This is a genomic window from Carnimonas nigrificans ATCC BAA-78 (genome assembly GCF_000526695.1).
GTDB classification, from domain to species: Bacteria; Pseudomonadota; Gammaproteobacteria; order Pseudomonadales; family Halomonadaceae; genus Carnimonas; species Carnimonas nigrificans.
The window spans coordinates 101,036-119,887 of sequence record NZ_JAGO01000016.1; the positions used below are offsets into that span (position 1 = coordinate 101,036).

Below are 18,852 nucleotides of genomic sequence, written 5' to 3' on the forward strand. Positions count from 1 at the left end.
TTTGCATTATTTATTTCTTAATACGGGAAATGACACCACCTCAATTCTTCCTCTCTCAGCGCGATCAACTCAGTGAAGCGTATAGTGATCAGCGCTGAGCACATCAATATGCCGCGACGGCCACCCTTGATCGGGCTGGCCTGGAAACGTCAGACAGCTCCAGCAACCGAACCAGGGTGACACGCCGGTCAGCCAGGCGATCAGCGCTTGTCTCAGCTCTGAGATAACGCCCTGCTGTTCGGCCTCCTCGGGCATAAAAAAACCGGCCCCCGCCAGCAAACCGCTCGCATAATCCTGCCAGCCGCTGTAATGGGTTGCCGCAAGTGTTTCAGCCAGGGCCAGATAAGAGGAAAGCTGGTCACGGTCAAGCCAGCCCACGCTCACTCCCGCGCAGGCCAAATCGACCAGTTGAGCAATATCCCAGGCGGCCAGGTCATGATCGTTGCACCCTTCACTGTTCAGCTTCACCCGCCGCAGGCGCTCCAGATGTACCTGCTCGTTTTCACTGCGCGCAGCACTTTCCAGAATCGCGATTTCACCCTCAAGACGCGCATGGTTAAGCGTATAGGGCGCGTAATTGATCTGATATTCCTGCCGGTCGCCTGACGCTGCCAGAAAATCCAGAAAAGCCGTCAGTCCTGCGGCGCTGGCAAGACCATAATGGCTGTCGAGCCAGTCGATCAATGTCGCTGTCGCAGCATGACCGGCTCTTACAGGGAGTGACCACTGCACCGCATTCAGCGGGCCGATCAGCGCCAGCGCGGTAAATTCGCGCAGTGAAGGGCGTTCACCAGGCTCCTGAAAGGCACCCCGCCCCCGCCAGGGCACCCACTTCAGCACTGAACCGGGGTCTGCCAGATGCCACTCAAGTTCGGCCACCAGCGAGGCTTGCACGGGGCTAGCAAGAGCGGTCTCCCATGCCCGCCATGCTTCAATAAGCGGCTGCGGCGACCCATAGAAGCAGCACAGCGTTGCACAGAGAGACTTCGCCAACGAGAGAAAACGAGCGCCGTCGATGACGTCAGCATCTACCGCCATCACCAAATGGAAGGCGTACTTTTCAGCCATGTGAATGGTCGCCGAATAGGGCGCGCCGAAGGCAAGCCGCGCTCGCTCAGCAAGCTCTTCAGGTACAGCACTGCCAATGGCGGTATCCCCCGAGGGCAGCACACCGCGCGCTGCATCCGCCGCACATTGGTTGAGGCAGTGCACCAAGGCTGGCTGCCAGCAGCGCATCAGCGCTTGGTCGTCATCGCCCGGCGCCCATTCGAGCACATCGGCAAGATAACCCCGCGCTTCTTCAACACGTTCGCTCGCACGCTCCATATCTCCGGCGCAGCGCGCTACCAGCGCAGGATCACGTATGGCCGCCAGTGCCATCGCGAAGTGCCACGGCTGGCAGCGCCATTGCAGCATAAAGTCATGCGCGGCCTGACGTTCGCTATCACCGATCAACGTCGTCAGCGGCCTTTTCCAAGGGCTTAACCGCGCCGTTAGCAGCAGGTTCCAGCGTTCACGCTCGGCTTCATCGGGCGGGCCGGAAAGCAGCCACCGGCCACGCTGGCAGGCAGCGGCAAGCTCGCCCCAATTGGCATAGCGCTGCTGCATCAAATGCACCGCATGCACGGTAAAACCGCGCCCTTCCTCCTCACTCAACCAGCCACACCGCACGCCCTGACAGGCCAGCTCCACCAGCCGCAGCCAGTCCCAGGCGGCCCACTCCAGCGGTTGCTGCTGCTCGACCCACTCAATCAGCAGCGCAGTTCGGTGAGGCTCAGTGGGATCAGCCGCCCTTCCCTTGGCCTGCTCTTCTGCCAGACGTCGTGCGCGCCACGCCAGACGCTCCTCGGAGGTAAGCTGCGTCAGGTCGTGGGCGTCCATGTCCCAACTATAGCGATCGCCTTGCGCCGATAGCCAGAGCAGCGTTTTGACAAGGGCATCGCGATCTCTTACATCCCACTGGCTAGCTAGCTGCTGGCAGATACAAGCGCGCCGTGTTTCCGACTCGGCAGACAGCGTGAGCAGCGGTGCAACGCCTGCGCGCAGCCGCCACGGTAACAGAGCCTTGCCACCCCACAGCACTTCATGGGGCACCTGCTCACCAGACGCCGCACGACGCCAGCGTTCCACATCATCCGTAGAAAGCTGCCCATGGCGCAGCGCGGTGTCCAGCACTTGATCAAGGTGATGCAAAGCGTGCCGAGCCTGAGCACCGACGCTGCCCAGACTCACTTCGGATAGGGCCAGCAACCGCCAGACCAGTGCGTCAGGCTCTACTCTTTGTTCCCCTTGGGCAGAGGCATCGGTGGCTTCCGCCCACACTCCCTCATCATCGGGGATAGCATCAGCCACGCTCGCGCCCTCTCCATGCCGTCACCATTATTTCGCTGCTGCCTTGTTATTGGCCGCCACCGACGCAGGAGTGAGATGGGCGATAAGAAAACGCCTTACCCTAACCACAAACTGCTGCTGGAACAGTACGCAAAACAGTACGGTCAGGAGCAGGAACAACGGGTAGAAATAGATGGTAGGCTGCTGCGCCGCGTCAAAGCAGGCACGCCACTCCCCTGCCATGCACAGCTCTGGCTGGCCCGACAGCACCCCTTCAATACGAGAGAAAATCAGGTAGAGCGGCACATGAAGAGCGAACATGGGCAGCGACGCACCTCCCAGATAAGCCGCAATCTTGCGCCATTTCGGTGAGGGGTCGTAAGGCACAATGGCGCACAGGAACAGCAGCGCCAGTTCGGCAGGCATCAGCAGTCCATCATGCAACAGGTAGTACCACACCCCATGAAATCCGAACGACATCAGGTACTCCGCCATCGCCAGTTCGGCCACCACCAGCGCAATCAATGACAGCACCAGTTTGGCCGTCGGCTTGCCGCCCGCCACCGCCCAGCGGTGATAAACACCGCACAGCACGATACCGGCCATGAACTCAGGCAGACGCACAATAGGATTGCGGTGCAGGATGCCCGTTTCCGGCGCGCCATGCTGGGTAAACAGCACAATCAGCACCACCGGTATCAGATAGCAGACATTAATGGCAATCAGCGTCAGCAGCGGTGCCTTTACCGAGCGCAGCGCCGGCGCAATAAAGGGAAACAGCAGATAGAAAAAGAACAGTGCCGATATCGACCAGGAAGGCGCATTAAACGTCAGGTAATAAGGGTTCCACGCATGGGTTAGCGTCAAATTGGTGAAGGTCGCCCAGGCAAGCTGAGTATTATTCATCCACATGCGTAGCTGTTCGGCGGGCGTATCGTTATTGGAGTCGATAATCACATAACGAATGGAGGTAGTGTGCACATCCTCGGGGAATATCGTCAGCGCTTGCAGAATCAGAATGACTGCTATCGTAATGATGATGGCGCCAATATGAATGGGATACAGATTCGCGAAGCGCTTGATCAGAAAACTCAGCTTCGATTCACGCAGACGGAAGGAGTGATTGGGCGCCGGGTCCAGATAGACGTGGGCCAGCAAAAAGCCGGACAGAATAAAAAAGGTGCTGGTCGAGAAGAAACCGATATTGGACACATACTCGGCCCACGGCACGCTATCCTTGTAGTGATGCAGCGTATGGAAGATAACGATATAAAGGCCAAGCAGAAAGCGCAGCCATTCAAGAGAAACAAAGCGCGGCTTGCCAACGGAAACACCGTGTCCATTGGAGGCACCGGCCTGAGAGACTGTTTCCTGGTTATGGGCGTTTGTCGCCATTCAACACTCCGATGTCAGCGCTATATTATTGCCAGGCCAAGTATCGACACTGGAAGTCAGCCCGAAGCCGTCGCCGACTATTATTTAAGAATAATTTAATAATTAAGGCATGGAGCGATACAGATCGCTCATCATTAACCCGTATGCCCTTTTATTTCCCCAGCACCTGCGCAGCGCAAACCCCGCTGCCGGGCACACTGGTAACATTAGCGCCACCTTACCTCATGGGTTTGGCAAACGCCGAGCCTTGCATCCATCGGCACACCCATCCAAATTCGAGACACACGTATGCTGCGCGAGCAATATCCGGGCAAACGTATGGGAGTCGAGTATAGAAGCAGGTTGAGCAGCCAGTGCCGCCGATGATTTTCAGGCACAAGTATAGAGCGATAGCGACAGTATAAGCCCCCACCATAATAAGCAAGTCGAAATGGTAACCATCGGTTACTTCTGTAATTCTGTATGTTCAAGGCTGCCAATACCGCACGCTGGCAAGACTGAAGCGCTATTTGGCGTTGCGGTGTGTAAACTTGCGCCCCAGGGCCGTTGCAGCCGCAGCGCATTAAACACCCCACAAAGTGTAGATCAGCACGCCCTTTCCCCTATGCACCTTCCCTATCGCCACCAGTGGCTAAACCTGCACCGTTGAGGCTACAAGAGCAGACAACACATTCACGAAGCGCTCCACTTTGCCTGACATTCTCGCCAGAAGCAGTTCAGCAGCGACGCCTCATGGAATTGGGAACGTGCGGCGGTGTAGCGTTTGCAATCGCTATCGGGCACATCCTGAAGCTGCCATATCGAACCTGCCGTACTGAATATAAACCAGCGGAAGCGCTTAACGCTCCCGCTGGTTCAAATGGCTGAGGTTGACGGTGCTCAATAAAGGGATCAGGCAAATTTCTCGCGGAAGAAGGCGACACACCACAGCATGATCACGGCCCCAATGATGGCCGTCACCAACGAGCCGATAAAACCGCCATTATTGCTCAGCCCCACCAGCCCCAATAAAGGCCCACCGATGGCTCCGCCCGCAACCCCCAGCGCCAGATTACCCAGCAGACCGAAGCTATCACCGCGAATCAGCTTGCCGGCAATCCAGCCCGCCAAACCGCCGATCACAACCCACAGTAATATTTGCATGGCGTTTCTCCCAAGCGGCGCCCATCAAGAAGATCCCTGGAGATCCATCGGGTGCTGATAGAGCTTTTATATCTAGTGTTCACTCATAATAGGTACGAACGCGTTGATTTCAAGACTCCACGCTCTGGTCATGTGGGTGTAGACTTTGGCCCGCTTCCCTTCACAAGCAGGTTGTGACAGGGTGTGCAGCGTCATGCTAACGCCGTGGCTTGCGCTGCTTTTGCAGCCGAAGCCTTTGAAAGGCGCTGTTTTTTCTGTGAAGCCTGCCGGTCAAGCGCGTTGAAAACGCCTGTGCAACGCTTCCTAACCACGATTTGATCCGTAGCGAGTTGGACATCCCATGCAGTCCTTTGCCACTTCCCACAGCCCCTTCATGCGTTTTGACCGCGAGCAGTGGGCAGCGCTGCGTAACGCAGTACCCATGACGCTCAGCGCCGATGAAGTCAAGGCGCTGAAAGGCATTGATGAAGATCTCTCGATTGACGAGGTGGCGCGCGTTTACCTGCCCCTGACCCGTCTTCTGAATTTGTATGTCAATGCGCATCTACAGCGCGGCAACGTGCTGGATCGCTTTCTGCACACCCACGACAAGCGCCCGCCTTATGTGATTGGCATTGCCGGAAGCGTGGCGGTTGGCAAAAGCACGACCGCCAGGGTACTGCAAGCGCTGCTGAGCCGCTGGCCCGAGCGCCGTACCGTTGAGCTGGTCACCACCGATGGTTTTCTGCGCCCCAATAAAGAGCTGAATGAGCGTGGCCTGATGCAGGAGAAAGGCTTTCCTTCATCCTACAAGACACACGAACTGATTGATTTTGTCGCACGTCTGAAAGCGGGCGAGCCGCACATCGAGGTGCCCCTCTACTCGCACCTGGTGTACGACATTATCGACGAGCGGAAGGTCATCAAGCAGCCTGACATCGTTATTCTGGAAGGGCTTAACGTACTGCAAGGCTCCAACGATTACCCCGAGGATCAGCACCATAACTTCGTGTCGGACTACGTGGACTTCTCGATTTACGTGGATGCCCCGCTGGAACGTCTGCGGGAGTGGTACGTGCATCGTTTCATGAAGCTGCGCCAGAGCGTCTTTTCAGATCCTGACTCCTACTTCCACAAGTACGCCAAAATGACCGATGAAGAGAGTGTCGCCACCGCGCAGGATATCTGGTATCGCATCAACGAGCGCAACCTGCGGGAGAATATCCAGCCGACTCGCGAACGGGCCAGTCTGATTCTGACCAAGGGCGAAGGCCATCAGATAGAGCAGATTCTGCTGCGCAAGTAAGCCACTCTCAGGCGTTCCTCTTTCACCGTAATGCACGGCCATGTAACAAGCATAACCATGTAAAACGCAGCCCTGGCTGCGCTCAGATGGCTGACGAACCCTGTCTTATTTGGCGGGGCTCGTCATTTTTAAGCCTCTGACACGCGCCGTGGTGGGATGTGCGCCTCTCTGGAGCGCTGAACCGCGAAGATCAGACGAGGCATGTGGCAAAGAAGGTGACGAAGAGAGTGGCAAGGAAAAGCGCCAGCGACGAATGCCCCTGACGATTTTCCTTGCTCATAGCTGCGATTATCGTGTCTGCGTGCCGACCTTCAACCCTAGTGAAAGCGACAGATCGAGCACCGCCTCACGAGGCAACTGCCCGACGCCAGAGGGCGTGCCAGTGAGAATGACGTCACCGGGTTCAAGGGTGAAGGTGCGGGTCATCTCTTCCAGCAACGCCGGCAGCGTGAACAGCATGTCGCTGGTCTTGCCGCTCTGCTGGCGTCTGCCGTTGATATCGAGATGGAACGTGACCGCTTCCCAATCGACATCACCGCCCTCAACCTGAACGAAGCGCGACAGCGGGCAGGCGCCATCAAAGGCTTTGGCTCGCTCCCACGGATGCCCTTTCTCCTTGAGCTGAGACTGCACATCACGCAGGGTCAAATCCAGCGCCAGGCCAACACCAACCACACCGCTCATCGCCTCGTCGGCGCTCACCTGACTCATGCGCTCACCGATCAGCAGCGCAATCTCGGTCTCAAAATGCACATCGCCATGAGAAAACTGCCGTTCGATCGGCTCTTCGAGTTCGACCGCACTGGTCGATGGCTTGATGAACAGGAGCGGCGACGCGGGCACCGGATTATTAAGCTCTTTGGCATGCTCAGCGTAGTTGCGACCCACGCAGAGAATCTTGCCCAACGGCAGACCGGTTTCGAGACCGTCGATGAAGCGAGTGGAGAAAGGCATGTCGAACTCCCAGAACCGTAGCGGTGAGCGTGAAAGAAATACTTCCAAACGGCAGAAGAACCGTACCGGAACGAAAAAGCCGCCGTCAGCGGCGGCTTATCGAGTCTACCTTCAACGGCGGCTTGTGGCACCACGCTGGAGTGGGCCTGCGTATCAACGCTCAGCGCGCCGAGTCAGATTGTTGAGGCTCCATTGAGTCGAGTGCGAATATCAATCAAGCTCGAACAGCGCTCTCAGCTTCTTCGCCACCCCCGCCTGATCGTGGTGACCGATCACTTCTCTACCGGGCAGCGCTTCGAACAGTAGCGGGTTGGCGTTTTCCATGATGCAGCCGCCTTCGGCCAGTTCCAGCATCTCGATATCATTGAGATTATCGCCAAAGGCGACGCACTGCGCCGCGGTCATGCCCAGACGCTCAAGCAACTGCTCCAGCGCCCTGCCTTTATTAACATTCAGCGCCATGACCTCAAGGGAGTTGGGCAGCGCATAGGTAAAGTGCACCTGCTTCCCCATCCGCGCGCGAATCAGTGCCTCTATTTCTGCCAACTGCTCAGCCGGCCCCAGATAGAGCACCTTGCACACATCGCTCCGCGCTTGCCCCACAATGGAAGGATCAATCTGATACTTGAAACCGGTGCTGTGGTGGAAGGCTTCAATGCGAGCATCGCCCTGGTCAATCAACCACTTGTCCGGAGTGTACAGGTTGAGCCTGACGCTATCGGGGCGCTCGATGCCCGTCAGTTGCTCCACCAGCGCCGCATCGAGTACATGTTCAAAGACCAGCCGGTCATCCGGCTCGTGCAGGCAGGCACCGTTGGAGCTGATAATGCTGGCACTTACACCCAGTTGAGCGCGCACCCGCTGAATATCCAGAAAATGGCGGCCTGACGCTATCGCCAGCGTTACTCCGCGCTCTTCAAGCTGCTGAAAGGTAGTAATGGTCAGTGGATCAAGCTGATGGCTACTGTTGAGAAGAGTGTTATCAAGATCGCTGACAACCAGCGTGCGCATAGCCATAAAACCTCGCTGAACATAAAAGACAGACAGTAAAATCGTGCTGTTCATTATGCCCGATTACGCTGCTGGCGTCCGTTGCATTCCCCCTTCATCACCGCACACAAGACCCATACCTTGGTCTAACTTCCCTGTTTCAATTCCGAGCCATGGGCAGTCGATTGGCAGCAGCAAGGGTTATTTTCCTTGCTTCACTCTTTATCCACCGTGTCGGAGTCCTTATGATGTGTGGCTTGACTCGCCAACTGACAGAATTCAATGTTCTCTGATAATCCCCTTCTCGCTCAGCTCAAACAGCAGCTGCACGAAGAAACACCCCGAGTGGCTGGCTCCATCAAAGGCACCGACAAAAGCTTCGGCTTTCTCGAAACCGATGACGGTCAGTCCTACTTCATTCCGCCTCCCGCCATGAAACGCGTGGTGCACGGTGACAAGGTCGAAGCGACCCTGCACACCCAAGGGGAGAAACAGAGCGTCGAACCCGAAACGCTTGTCGAGCCTTCGCTGGAGCGTTTTATTGGCCGTATCAAACGGCGCGATGGACGCCTGGGCGTCGCTCCCGATCACCCCTCGATCAATCTGACGCTGAATGCGCGTGCCAAGCGCAGCCTGAACGAAGCCGATCTCAAGGATGGCGACTGGGTGGTAGCCACGCTGGTACGCCACCCTCTGCGCCCCGACGATCGCTCGTTTCTGGTACAGGTTGAAGAGCTGATTAGCCAGACAGGTGATCCGCGTGTGCCGTGGCGAGTAACGCTGGCACGCCATAACCTCGAATATGCGTCACCGGTCGAGGATGCCCCCGTCGCGCTGCGTGATGAAGGGCTGAAGCGCCAGGATCTCACTGCGCTGCCGTTCTTCACCATTGATAGCCGCACCACCCGCGACATGGATGATGCGCTGCATATCGAAGCGCGTGAAGAAGGCGGCTGGCGGCTGCGGGTTGCCATTGCAGACCCCACCGCCTACGTCGAACAGGGCGATATCGTTGATAATGAAGCCAGACAGCGCGCCTTTACGGTCTATCTGCCCGGCCAGAATGTCACGATGCTGCCCGAGAAGCTGGCCGACGATCTCTGTTCGCTGCGTGAAGGCGAAGATCGTGCAGCGCTCGCCTGCACCATCAACATCAGTGCCGCCGGTGAACTGCTCGATTACGACTTCTACGCCGCTACCGTGCGCTCCCACGCCCAGCTTGCCTACGACGACGTTTCTGACTGGGTTGAAGGTATCGGTGAGTGGAAACCAACCTTCGAAAACGGCGAGCAGCAGCTCTCGCTATTGGCAGAGTTCACCCGCGCGCGCCATCAATGGCGGGTCGAAAATGCCATTGTGTTCAAGGATATGCCCGACTACGCCTTCGAACTTGATGAAGCGGGCAACCTGCTCAACGTCAAGGTAGAGCCGCGCCGCATTGCCAACCGCATGATCGAAGAGTCGATGATTATCGCCAACGTTGCCTGCGCGCAGCTACTGAGCGACAAGGTCGGTCTCGGGATCTTCAACATTCATCGCGGCGTCGCGCAAGAGAAGCTCGATCAGGCACTGGCGTTTCTTGCCCAGCACGAGATCGAAGCCAGCCGTGAGCAGCTCACTGATATTGCGGGCTGGCGTGAACTGCGTCAGCGCCTCGATCAGCGCGAAGATGATCCGTGGTTTGAAGCGCGCCTGCGTCGTCTTCAGGGCTATACGGTGATGGAAACGACCCCTGGCCCCCATTTCGGCATGGGTCTGGCAGCTTACGCTACCTGGACATCGCCGATCCGCAAATATGGCGATATGGTCAACCACCGTTTAATCAAGGCTCTGCTGCTGGATCGCCAGCACCCCTTGAACGATACCGATGCGCTGACCGCACACCTCTCCGATCGTCGCCGCCTGAATCGCATGGCTGAGCGTGATGTCAAGGATTGGCTCTATGTTCGCTACCTGACACCGGCGGTGGAAGCAGCGACATCCTTCGCTGGCGATGTGGTGGATATTCGTCGCGGCGGTATGCGTGTGCGCCTGACGGAGAACGGTGCATCGGCGTTCATTCCCGCCTCCTTCCTGCATTCTGATCGCAGCGCGCTGGCCATCGACGACAAGGAAGGCACCATCGCCATTCAGGGCGAACAGCGCTACCGTCTGGGCGATAGCGTCAAGGTGGTACTGGTGGAAGCGCGTGAAGATACGCGTTCACTGATTGCACGACCTGCCAACGCCGAGTAGCGTTAGCCAGCAAGGGCGCTTTCCTGCATGGGAAGGCGCCCTTCGTGTATCACATGAAATGCCAATCTGACGGCAGCTAAATCTCTCTATATAATTGGCTGCCGTCAAATTGACACCGTTATATGAATACCGCACTCGCCGCCCGCTGTGGCGTCGAGGCAACAAGACGCGGCACGCATTCCGAGCGTGCCCACAGGAGGTAGCGGCAACGTGCATATTGCCGATGTGACCATGTTTTACGCGCCGTCCAGCGGCGGTGTGCGTACCTATCTGGACGCCAAGCGCCAACGGCTCAAACAGCTGGAAGGCGTGCGGCACACCCTGATGGTCCCCCTTACCGAAGGTGCAGACCCCTCACCGTCCGATGACGTTATTCGCGTACCCTCCGCGCCACTGCCTTTCAGCAATGGTTATCGCTTTCCGCTACGCCGTGGGCCGTGGATCGAGCGTCTGGTGAACCTGCGCCCTTCGCTCATCGAGGCAGCCGATCCCTATGTGACCGGCTGGGCCTGTCTGGACGCGGGGCGCAAGCTGGATGTGCCAGTCATTGGTTTTTACCACTCCGACCTGCCCGAGATGATCGGCAGCCGTTTCGGCAACTTCACGCGGCGCAAGCTCCAGCGCTATGTGAATAACCTCTATAACCGCTTTGAGCGCGTACTGGCCCCCAGCCGGGTGATGGCAGAAACCCTCTCCGATATGGGAGTGCGGAATGTGCATGTGCAGCCACTGGGGGTGGATTCCACGCTGTACTGCCCCAGCAAGCGTGATCCGCGCATACGTGAAGCCCTGCAACTGCCCTCTGAAACCCGGCTGCTGATTTTTGCCGGACGCGGTTCGCATGAAAAGAACCTGCCGGTACTGCTCGACACCATGCGCCATCTCGGCAGCGGCTATCATCTGCTGATGATCGGCTCCAACATGCCAGCGCAAGTGCCCGACAATGTGTCGGTCATCAACCACTTCGTATCGCAGGAAGATCTGGCGCGCTACTTCGCCAGTGCCGATGCCCTGCTTCACGCAGGCACCAACGAAACCTTCGGGCTGATTGTGCTGGAAGCGATGGCCAGCGGCCTGCCTGTGGTGGTTGCACGAGCGGGTGCGCTACAGGAAAACGTTACCGAGCAATTCGGCAGGCTCAGCCGCCCCCATGATGCCACCGACATGGCGGCTGCCGTCAGTGATCTTTTTGCCCACGATGTCGCTGAACTTGGCCGCCAGGCCCGCCTTGAAGTTGAGCGCCGCCACGACTGGTCGGCGGTGGTCGATAGCGTGATGCAGCAATACCGTAATGCACTGGGCATCAGCGAAGTGCAGCCCATGCCAGAGGTCTACAGCTCATGAGCACACCCTCTTCCGAGCAATCATTTATCGTGGCCCTCCACGATATCGCCCCGCAAACCTGGCAGGATTACCGCCCCTTTGTGGAGCGCATGGATGCGCTTGGCAATGTGCGCATGAGCTGGCTGGTGGTGCCCGACTTCCATCACCAAAGCGCGACATTTGAAGACCCCGCCTTCCTCAATATGCTGGAGAGCCGTCTTGCCAAGGGCGATGAGCTAGTGCTGCATGGCTACTATCATTGCGACGACGCTCCAGCGCCCAAAACCCTGCGCGACTATTACATGCGCAGGCTCTACACCTATGAAGGCGAGTTTTACCCCATCGACGAGCAGCAGGCGCGCGAGCGACTGGAGCGCGGAATCGAGCTATTTGCACAGCGTGGCTGGCCGCTTGATGGGTTCGTTGCCCCCGCCTGGCTGATGGGTGAAGGCACACGCAATGCGTTGAAGCACCTGCCGTTTCGTTACACCAGCGACCCTGGCCACTTCTATGAGCTGCCGTCGTTTACCGCCCACCGCGTACCGACGCTGGTATGGAGCGCTCGCGCTGCCTGGCGTCGCGCCATGTCGAAAGTCGTCAATGATGTCTCGAAATGGCAGTACCGCCACCTTCCTACCATACGCATGGGTCTGCACCCCATTGATATGCGGTTTGATTCGTCGCGCACTTACTGGCATCGCTGCATCGAGCAGTTGCTCGATCAGGGCTATCGCAGTGAAACCAAACGCGACTGGTTCGATCGGTGCATAGGCGCACGCACGGTATGATGACGGTCGCGAATAACATCGCCTTCACCCCATGTTTTGGCTATACCGTTTTTAATCGCAAATAGGATCTGCATGCATCGCACACTTTGGCTGCTGCTCGCTGGGTTAGTGCTGGTTATCAGCATTCCGCTGATACTTGGTGGCGGCCAGCTTTGGCATGAGCTTGTAAACTTCCCGCCCGGCATGCTGGTACTGATGATCGCGATGATCTTCGTCTGTTGGTTCCTGAATGCCGCCAAGCTCAAGGTACTGCTGGCGGGTCGTTCGGGGCATCTGACCCACCGCGAAGCGATGGGCGTGGTGATGGCGACCGAGTTCGCGATCTGCGCCACACCGGGCGGTGCCGGTGGGCCGCTGACGCTGATTGCGCTGATGAAGCAGCGCGGCATGCGTCCTGCGCAGACCACCGCAGTGTTTGCCGTCGATCAGATGATTGATCTGCTGTTCTTTTTCACCTCGATGACCGCGATGCTGATCTATATCACCATTCGTGCCATCAATGTGGAATTTGGCTGGATGCTGGGGATGCCGGTGATCCTGATGGCGACAGGGCTGACGCTGCTGGTGCTGCTGGGGCGTTACCAGACCAAGGTCATTCGCGGCGTGGCCTGGCTATTGCAGCGACTGAAATTGCGTGAGGATCGCCGCCGTCGCCTGCTTCGCCGATTGCTGGTATTCCGTGATGCGCTGGCAGAGACCCTACGGATGCCCCGCCATCTGCTGCTGTCGGCATTCTTCTTTGGAGTGCTGCACTGGATCGTGCGCTACAGCGTGCTCTACTTCACGCTGGTGGGATTGGGCAAACCGCTGGATTGGGGCTGGACCTTTCTGGTGCAAATGCTGTCGATGGCCGCAGGGCAGCTCACCCTGCTGCCCGGTGGCGCTGGCGGTGCCGAGCTGAGTTCACTGGCGATGCTGTCACCGCTGGTGGGCCAGCACGTTGCTGCCGCCGCGATTCTGATCTGGCGCGCGGTCACCTACTACTTCTATTTGATCGCGGGCGCGCCGGTCTTTTTGATGCTGGCAGGCAAGCCGTTGATTCATCGCGTATTCAAGTTCGGCAAGAACAAACAGGCGGAAGAAGAAGGGCCGCTGGAAGAGCAGCGCTAGCTACTGTCAGACGGCAGCCGCACCGCATGCAGGTGCGAGGGCACAGCTTACTTGCCCACCCTCAGCACCTCTTCCAGCCACTGCCGCCCCTCCACCACCGCCAGCTTGTCACTCCGCGCAAGCTGCTTGAACGCATACTCACGCTTAAGCGCCGTTGAGCGATCTCCTACCCGGGTTGAAAAGCGCAGCGTTAGCGGCCCCTTGCCACGCAGCGCACGAGCACCACGCTTGCCTGCGCAATGCTCGCCAAAACGCCGCTCAACATCAGTAGTGATACCGGTATAAAGCCGACCGGCGGCGGTTTCTACCACGTATAACCACCACTCACCGGTCGCGGCGACGCCTTCAGACATTCGCCAGTTTGGCCTTAAGCTCACCGATGATGGTATCATAACCGTGGGCATCAGCGTCTGAATGCGCACCAAAGATAGCGGAACCGGCCACAAAGGTATCGGCGCCTGCCGCTGCAATATCGGCGATGTTATCGAGTTTTACCCCGCCATCCACTTCGATATGAATCTTCCTGCCGCTGCGCTCCACGATTTCCTTTGTCTGCTTCAGCTTGTTCAACATCTCAGGAATAAACGCCTGACCGCCAAAGCCGGGGTTAACACTCATAATCAAGATCATGTCGATTTTATCGAGCACGTAGTCAAGATAGTGCAGCGGCGTTGCAGGATTGAAGACCAGCCCCGCCGTCAGGCCGCTCTCCTTGATGAGCTGGAGAGAACGGTCGATGTGCTTGGTTGCTTCTGGATGAAAGCTGATATGGCTGGCCCCCGCGTCGATAAAGGCTTCGATCAGACCATCCACCGGACTGACCATCAAATGCACGTCGATAGGCAGCTCAACTCCTGTGCGCTCCATGTGCTTTTTAAGCGCCGCACACACGGAAGGCCCGATGGTCAGATTAGGAACATAGTGGTTATCCATCACATCGAAATGGATAAGATCAGCCCCACTGTTGATTACCGCTTCGACTTCATCTCCAAGCCGTGCGAAATCGGCCGACAGAATGGAAGGAGCAATACGATAGGAAGTAGATGCGGCCATCAGAGCCTCCGAGTTGGGTTGTTGAATCGCTGAATAAGCAGGAAGCTGCTGATCGACATCAGCGCCTCCACACTTCCGCCAGTTTACTGGATCAGGCGCTGCCGCGCTCGCCCAGTACGTTCTGTTCAAGCCAATAGCGACGCTCTTCGACACTGCAATCAATGCCACAGCACCAGTAGAGCTTTCCAAGCGCCGCCTCACGAGTCATCCTGCCAGCGCCGATAACGCCTGCCCTGACAAGCCGGGAGCCTGCCGCATAGGTATCAAGCACCACGTTGCCCTGTGCACATTGTGAAATTGCCAGCAGCAGCGCACCACGCTCCGCTGCTCGCTCGAAGGCAGCCATCAGGGCTTCATCCTCGCTGGGCGCAGTACCACTGCCGTAGCACTCAATAACCAGGCCATCCACCGTATTCAGCAGCGGCTCGACGCAGGCCACCTGAATGCCGGGAAACAGCGTCAGTGTCGCGACCTGCGGTGTTGAACCAGCATCAGGCAGTTCGGGCAGATCACGGCCCCGACGCGATACCGCCTCTTCCCGAGCAGGCAGGAAGGCGTGACGACCGGCACTTTTCACCTTGCAGCAGTTCCAGCCCGGCATGCGCCTGCCATGGAAAAACACCTCAACGGCTGGCTCGGCCATCTGCTCGACAGCGGCGAGCGCACCAAAGAAGTTCTCCCAGGCGTCACTTCGGGGTGCCCCCGCAGGCAGCATGGCACCTGTTATCACCACGGGAATCTTCAGCGTTGCCAGCAGAAAGGCCAGTGCACCCGCGGTATACGCCAGCGTATCGGTGCCGTGCAGTATCACGATCCCTGCCGCCCCCTGCTGCTGCGCCTCGCGACACTCCTGCGCCAACCGCTGCCACTGGTGCTGGGTCATGTTGGCGCTATCAATCAGCGGCACCAGCTCTTTCAGTTGCCAGTCAGGCAGCCTGTCGCTATCGCTGCGCTGCGCCTGTGCCGTGTGCGCCAAGGCTGCGAATCCCGAAGCGGGCACTAGCCCATCGGCGCTCGGCTGCATCCCGATGGTGCCGCCCGTATAGAGAATATGAATCATGGGAACTGCCTTGTCATAAACATCGCCTCCTGTCGCCTCCACCATCCAGGCCGTGCCCTCAAAACGGAAGGTGGTGACAAGAAAACAAAGAAATAGCCGCCTTCCCAACACCGCGACAGCGTTATTGAAAAGCGCGCGTAGTGTAACGCACAAAGTCACGGCGAGCGCCGCGATTGGCAAGCATTTCAGCACGCAAGGATAGCGCTCTGCCGGTGGAGGAATATCAAAAACGCCCATCCGTAACTACCGGACAGGCGTTGTGTTGCGCTTATCGCCATCGTTATCCGAATGCGGGTGTTCCCATCACGGATGAAGCAGCGGCACCTCAGCTTTTAGCGTGCGGATTCACCATGTTTTCAGGACTCATGATGCGGCTAAGCTGCGCTTCATCGAGCAACTGCTCCTCTTTGACCAGATCGAGCACACTGCGACTTTCATGCAGTGCACGCTTGGCAAGGCGCGTTGAATTTTCATAACCGATATAAGGGTTAAGCGCCGTTACCAGCCCCACTGAATTTTCGACCAGATGGTGGCAGTGCTCGACATTGGCGGTAATGCCATCAATGCAGCTGGTGCGCAGCATCTCCATGGCGCGGCCTAATAAGCGCACGGAATCGAACATCTTGTAGGCGATCAAAGGCTCCATGACATTGAGCTGAAGCTGCCCCGCTTCGGCGGCCATGGTGATCGCCGTATCGTTCCCGACCACTTCAAACGCGACCTGATTGACCGCCTCGGGGATCACCGGATTCACCTTGCCGGGCATAATCGAACTGCCCGGCTGGCGCGCTGGCAGATTGATCTCATTGATGCCGGTGCGAGGGCCGCTTGAGAGCAGACGCAGGTCGTTGCAGATTTTCGACAGCTTCACCGCCAGACGCTTCAACGAGCCAGAGAACAGCACGAAAGCGCCCATGTCCCAGGTCGCTTCAATCAGATCGGCTGCCGGTACTACCGGCTGTTGGCTGATGCGTGCCAGCGCTTCAACGGCCAGCTTCTGGTAGCCGTCGGAGGCGTTGATGCCGGTGCCGATAGCGGTGCCGCCCAAATTCACTTCAACGAACAGTTCAGGCACCTGGCGCTTCATCCGTCCAAGGTCTTCGCGCAGCGTGGTGGCAAAGGCGTGGAACTCCTGCCCCAGCGTCATCGGCACCGCATCCTGTAGCTGGGTGCGGCCCATTTTGACCACACCGGCAAACTCCTCGCCTTTAGCGGCAAACGAATCGCTCAGCAGCTCCAGGCTCTCCCACAGCCCTTGCTGGCCCAGCAGCATCCCTAGCCGGATGGCGGTGGGGTAAGCGTCATTGGTGGACTGCGCCATGTTGACGTGGTTGTTGGGGTGGAGATGTGTGTATTCACCCTTGGCATGGCCCAGATACTCAAGGCCGATATTGGCGATCACTTCATTGGCGTTCATGTTGGTGGACGTACCTGCTCCCCCCTGAATCATGTCCACCACAAACTGATCGTGATAATTCCCCTCAATCAACTGCTCGCACGCATAGCGAATGGCTTCGTAGCGGCGATCATCCAGATCACCCAACTGATGATTGGCCTCAGCCGCTGCCAGCTTCACCATGCCCAGCGCCACAATAAAGCGCGGATGGTGGGATAGCGTTACCCCCGACAGCTTGAAGTTGCGCATCGCACGCAGCGTTTGAATGCCGTAATAGACGTCCGCGGGCACATCCAGCTCCCCCAGCAAATCGTGCTCTCGGCGAAAGTCATCCGGCCTTGCAGCCAACTGTTCACCTTCATCCAGCACCTCTGCGCCGGGCCGTGTCATTTCCTGCTGGGATTGATCGTTTACGTCTACCATGGCATCCACTTTCTTGTTGGGAAGGATAACCGCTGCTAAAAGCGGTCATAAATGAGTCACCAGCGAGGGTAACGCCGGGCTGACAGCCATGCCTAATGCAGGATTGGGTTACGTTATGCACAACCGGCATCGCCACATGCAGCGAGTCGTTCCAGCGAGTTCGTCGTCATCACTGCACGGCGCTACGCCCCGCCCGCTGCGACCTCTCTCATCTACCTGCCCACGCGAAGGCCCACAGAAAACAATGCGCAGCGCGGCGGTTAATCCTTCCATGGGTTGCCCGCGCAAGAAATGTGTTCAGACTATGTTCAGCCACAAAAAAAGCGCCTACCCAACGGCAGACGCTTTGACCGGCAAGGTCAAGAGGAGAATAGCCCCTCTTCCCGCCAGAAGAGAGAGTGCTGGCCTAGAACCAGTTGCTCTTGCGCTTTTTGCGCTTGGGTATCATGTTCGGCAGCACCAGCCCCAGCAGCAGGCCGATGCCTCCCACACTGCCGCCATACGCGAAGTAGCGCATCAATACCTGCTGACGCTCGTTACCCACCTGCGCTTTGGCATCGCGCTCATCTGCCTGGGCGTTTTCAAGCTGCTCATTCAGACGGCTGCGGGTTGCTTCCAGCTCCGCAATATAGTTCTTCTGGCCGTCGATATTCTGCTGCATCGACTGCACCTTGTTTTTCCACTCATCGTCGATGCCTTCAAGACGCTGTGAAAGCTCTGCCACCTGCTGCTCAAGATGCGGTGCTCGGGCGCTGGCACCTTCATTCTCTTGCAGCTGATCGCTGGGAATCCATACACTATCACCGCTGGCAGTACGAATCTGGCTATAGTCGTTTTGGGTCGAAAGTACCGTGACAGGCTGCCCTGCGGTTACCCTGCCAACGATACGATAGCCGTCAGTGGGGCCGCTGCGTACAAAAGTGGAAAGATCATCGGTTACCCAACGATCGGCCTCCGCTGCGCTGGCCTCGCTGACCACCCCCGCTGCGGTAGCGGTCAACATAACGGCGGCGACATAGCGAGAGAGTGCGAACCTGGCGCGCGAAGTACGTGGGGTATCAAAAATGGGCATCATAAAAACTTAGTATCAATAAAAACGAATTCAATTATAAAACAACAGGCACCGAAGCACGTAAAACGGCGTTCCTATCAAGACGTCCTTCGCCAGAGAGCACCAGGCAACCCCATTGAGACAGCGGAAGCGCAGCCCGACCAGAACCCATGCCATCTGGTACGCCGCACTCACCATTTTTCACTGTTTCCGCCTGCACATGCAGCTCTGCGCGGGCATAAGCGCCCCATGCTGCTATTCCTTCAAGCGCCTACAGCAGCGAGAGTGGCAAATACGTCAATATCTCACCCGCCA

At 57.8% G+C, this 18,852-nt stretch carries 15 protein-coding genes; 5 read left to right on the forward strand and 10 right to left on the reverse strand.

Annotation, left to right across the window (positions count from 1 at the left end):
* Positions 1–69: 69 nt before the first annotated feature.
* From L881_RS0111305 to L881_RS0111315, 3 genes are all read right to left on the reverse strand, one after another.
* Entirely contained in the window at positions 70–2,352 is a 2,283-nt protein-coding gene (locus L881_RS0111305) for a YbeU/YbeR family protein (RefSeq protein ID WP_025733805.1), read from the reverse strand.
* 27 nt (positions 2,353–2,379) lie between these two features.
* The gene (locus L881_RS0111310; protein WP_025733806.1) at positions 2,380–3,726 is read right to left on the reverse strand and encodes an acyltransferase family protein; all 1,347 of its coding nucleotides are present in this window, start codon (positions 3,724–3,726) and stop codon (positions 2,380–2,382) included.
* 891 nt (positions 3,727–4,617) lie between these two features.
* Positions 4,618–4,869 carry a GlsB/YeaQ/YmgE family stress response membrane protein gene (locus L881_RS0111315; RefSeq protein WP_025733807.1) on the reverse strand — a complete coding sequence of 84 codons (252 nt, stop codon included), beginning with the start codon at positions 4,867–4,869 and terminating at the stop codon, positions 4,618–4,620.
* A 340-nt stretch (positions 4,870–5,209) separates the two neighbouring features.
* On the opposite strand from L881_RS0111315, the gene coaA reads away from it, so the two are divergent.
* Positions 5,210–6,154, forward strand: coding sequence for a type I pantothenate kinase (coaA, locus tag L881_RS0111320; protein WP_025733808.1), 945 nt, complete (start codon positions 5,210–5,212; stop codon positions 6,152–6,154).
* Positions 6,155–6,442: 288 nt separating this feature from the next.
* Here the strand turns inward: coaA and L881_RS0111325 are convergent, their stop codons facing one another.
* Positions 6,443–7,108: a fumarylacetoacetate hydrolase family protein gene (locus L881_RS0111325; protein ID WP_025733809.1), complete on the reverse strand. Its 666-nt coding sequence runs from the start codon at positions 7,106–7,108 to the stop codon at positions 6,443–6,445.
* 210 nt (positions 7,109–7,318) lie between these two features.
* On the reverse strand, positions 7,319–8,125 hold the full coding sequence (locus tag L881_RS0111330; protein ID WP_051464882.1) for an HAD family hydrolase: 807 nt from the start codon (positions 8,123–8,125) through the stop codon (positions 7,319–7,321).
* 255 nt (positions 8,126–8,380) lie between these two features.
* On the opposite strand from L881_RS0111330, the gene L881_RS0111335 reads away from it, so the two are divergent.
* The 4 genes from L881_RS0111335 (at position 8,381) to gpgF (ending at position 13,554) form a co-directional block, all read left to right on the forward strand.
* Positions 8,381–10,333 (forward strand): exoribonuclease II, encoded by a 1,953-nt coding sequence (locus L881_RS0111335; RefSeq protein ID WP_025733811.1) that lies wholly within the window; start codon positions 8,381–8,383, stop codon positions 10,331–10,333.
* Positions 10,334–10,543: 210 nt separating this feature from the next.
* Positions 10,544–11,677 carry an N-acetylglucosaminyl phosphatidylglycerol synthase gene (gpgS, locus tag L881_RS0111340; RefSeq protein ID WP_025733812.1) on the forward strand — a complete coding sequence of 378 codons (1,134 nt, stop codon included), beginning with the start codon at positions 10,544–10,546 and terminating at the stop codon, positions 11,675–11,677.
* Complete coding sequence (gpgD, locus tag L881_RS0111345) at positions 11,674–12,444, forward strand: N-acetylglucosaminyl phosphatidylglycerol deacetylase (protein ID WP_025733813.1); 771 nt, start codon at positions 11,674–11,676, stop codon at positions 12,442–12,444. The genes gpgS and gpgD overlap by 4 nt, the downstream gene beginning before the upstream one ends.
* A gap of 72 nt (positions 12,445–12,516) precedes the next feature.
* Entirely contained in the window at positions 12,517–13,554 is a 1,038-nt protein-coding gene (gene gpgF / locus L881_RS0111350; RefSeq protein ID WP_025733814.1) for a glucosaminyl phosphatidylglycerol flippase, read from the forward strand.
* Positions 13,555–13,601: 47 nt separating this feature from the next.
* Here the strand turns inward: gpgF and L881_RS0111355 are convergent, their stop codons facing one another.
* The 5 genes from L881_RS0111355 to L881_RS0111375 all read right to left on the reverse strand — a co-directional run bounded on the left by L881_RS0111355 (position 13,602) and on the right by L881_RS0111375 (position 18,561).
* Positions 13,602–13,907, reverse strand: a complete 306-nt coding sequence (locus L881_RS0111355; RefSeq protein ID WP_025733815.1) for a GIY-YIG nuclease family protein — start codon at positions 13,905–13,907, stop codon at positions 13,602–13,604.
* Entirely contained in the window at positions 13,900–14,607 is a 708-nt protein-coding gene (rpe, locus tag L881_RS0111360) for a ribulose-phosphate 3-epimerase (protein ID WP_025733816.1), read from the reverse strand. Before rpe ends, L881_RS0111355 begins: the two co-directional genes overlap by 8 nt.
* A 91-nt stretch (positions 14,608–14,698) precedes the next feature.
* A complete protein-coding gene (locus L881_RS0111365; protein WP_211238920.1) occupies positions 14,699–15,826 on the reverse strand; it encodes an asparaginase in 1,128 nt (375 codons plus the stop codon).
* A 166-nt stretch (positions 15,827–15,992) separates the two neighbouring features.
* On the reverse strand, positions 15,993–17,486 hold the full coding sequence (gene aspA, locus L881_RS0111370; protein WP_025733818.1) for an aspartate ammonia-lyase: 1,494 nt from the start codon (positions 17,484–17,486) through the stop codon (positions 15,993–15,995).
* Positions 17,487–17,892: 406 nt separating this feature from the next.
* Complete coding sequence (locus L881_RS0111375) at positions 17,893–18,561, reverse strand: TIGR04211 family SH3 domain-containing protein (protein ID WP_025733819.1); 669 nt, start codon at positions 18,559–18,561, stop codon at positions 17,893–17,895.
* Positions 18,562–18,852: the final 291 nt, after the last annotated feature.

Coding starts and splice junctions, on each gene's coding strand:
- gpgF (WP_025733814.1), top strand. CDS start 12,517: ATGCATCGCACACTTTGGCTGCTGCTCGCTGGGTTAGTGCTGGTTATC.
- L881_RS0111315 (WP_025733807.1), bottom strand. CDS start 4,869: ATGCAAATATTACTGTGGGTTGTGATCGGCGGTTTGGCGGGCTGGATT.
- coaA (WP_025733808.1), top strand. CDS start 5,210: ATGCAGTCCTTTGCCACTTCCCACAGCCCCTTCATGCGTTTTGACCGC.
- gpgD (WP_025733813.1), top strand. CDS start 11,674: ATGAGCACACCCTCTTCCGAGCAATCATTTATCGTGGCCCTCCACGAT.
- L881_RS0111335 (WP_025733811.1), top strand. CDS start 8,381: ATGTTCTCTGATAATCCCCTTCTCGCTCAGCTCAAACAGCAGCTGCAC.
- L881_RS0111310 (WP_025733806.1), bottom strand. CDS start 3,726: ATGGCGACAAACGCCCATAACCAGGAAACAGTCTCTCAGGCCGGTGCC.
- aspA (WP_025733818.1), bottom strand. CDS start 17,486: ATGGTAGACGTAAACGATCAATCCCAGCAGGAAATGACACGGCCCGGC.
- L881_RS0111375 (WP_025733819.1), bottom strand. CDS start 18,561: ATGATGCCCATTTTTGATACCCCACGTACTTCGCGCGCCAGGTTCGCA.
- L881_RS0111330 (WP_051464882.1), bottom strand. CDS start 8,125: ATGGCTATGCGCACGCTGGTTGTCAGCGATCTTGATAACACTCTTCTC.
- L881_RS0111355 (WP_025733815.1), bottom strand. CDS start 13,907: ATGTCTGAAGGCGTCGCCGCGACCGGTGAGTGGTGGTTATACGTGGTA.
- rpe (WP_025733816.1), bottom strand. CDS start 14,607: ATGGCCGCATCTACTTCCTATCGTATTGCTCCTTCCATTCTGTCGGCC.
- L881_RS0111325 (WP_025733809.1), bottom strand. CDS start 7,108: ATGCCTTTCTCCACTCGCTTCATCGACGGTCTCGAAACCGGTCTGCCG.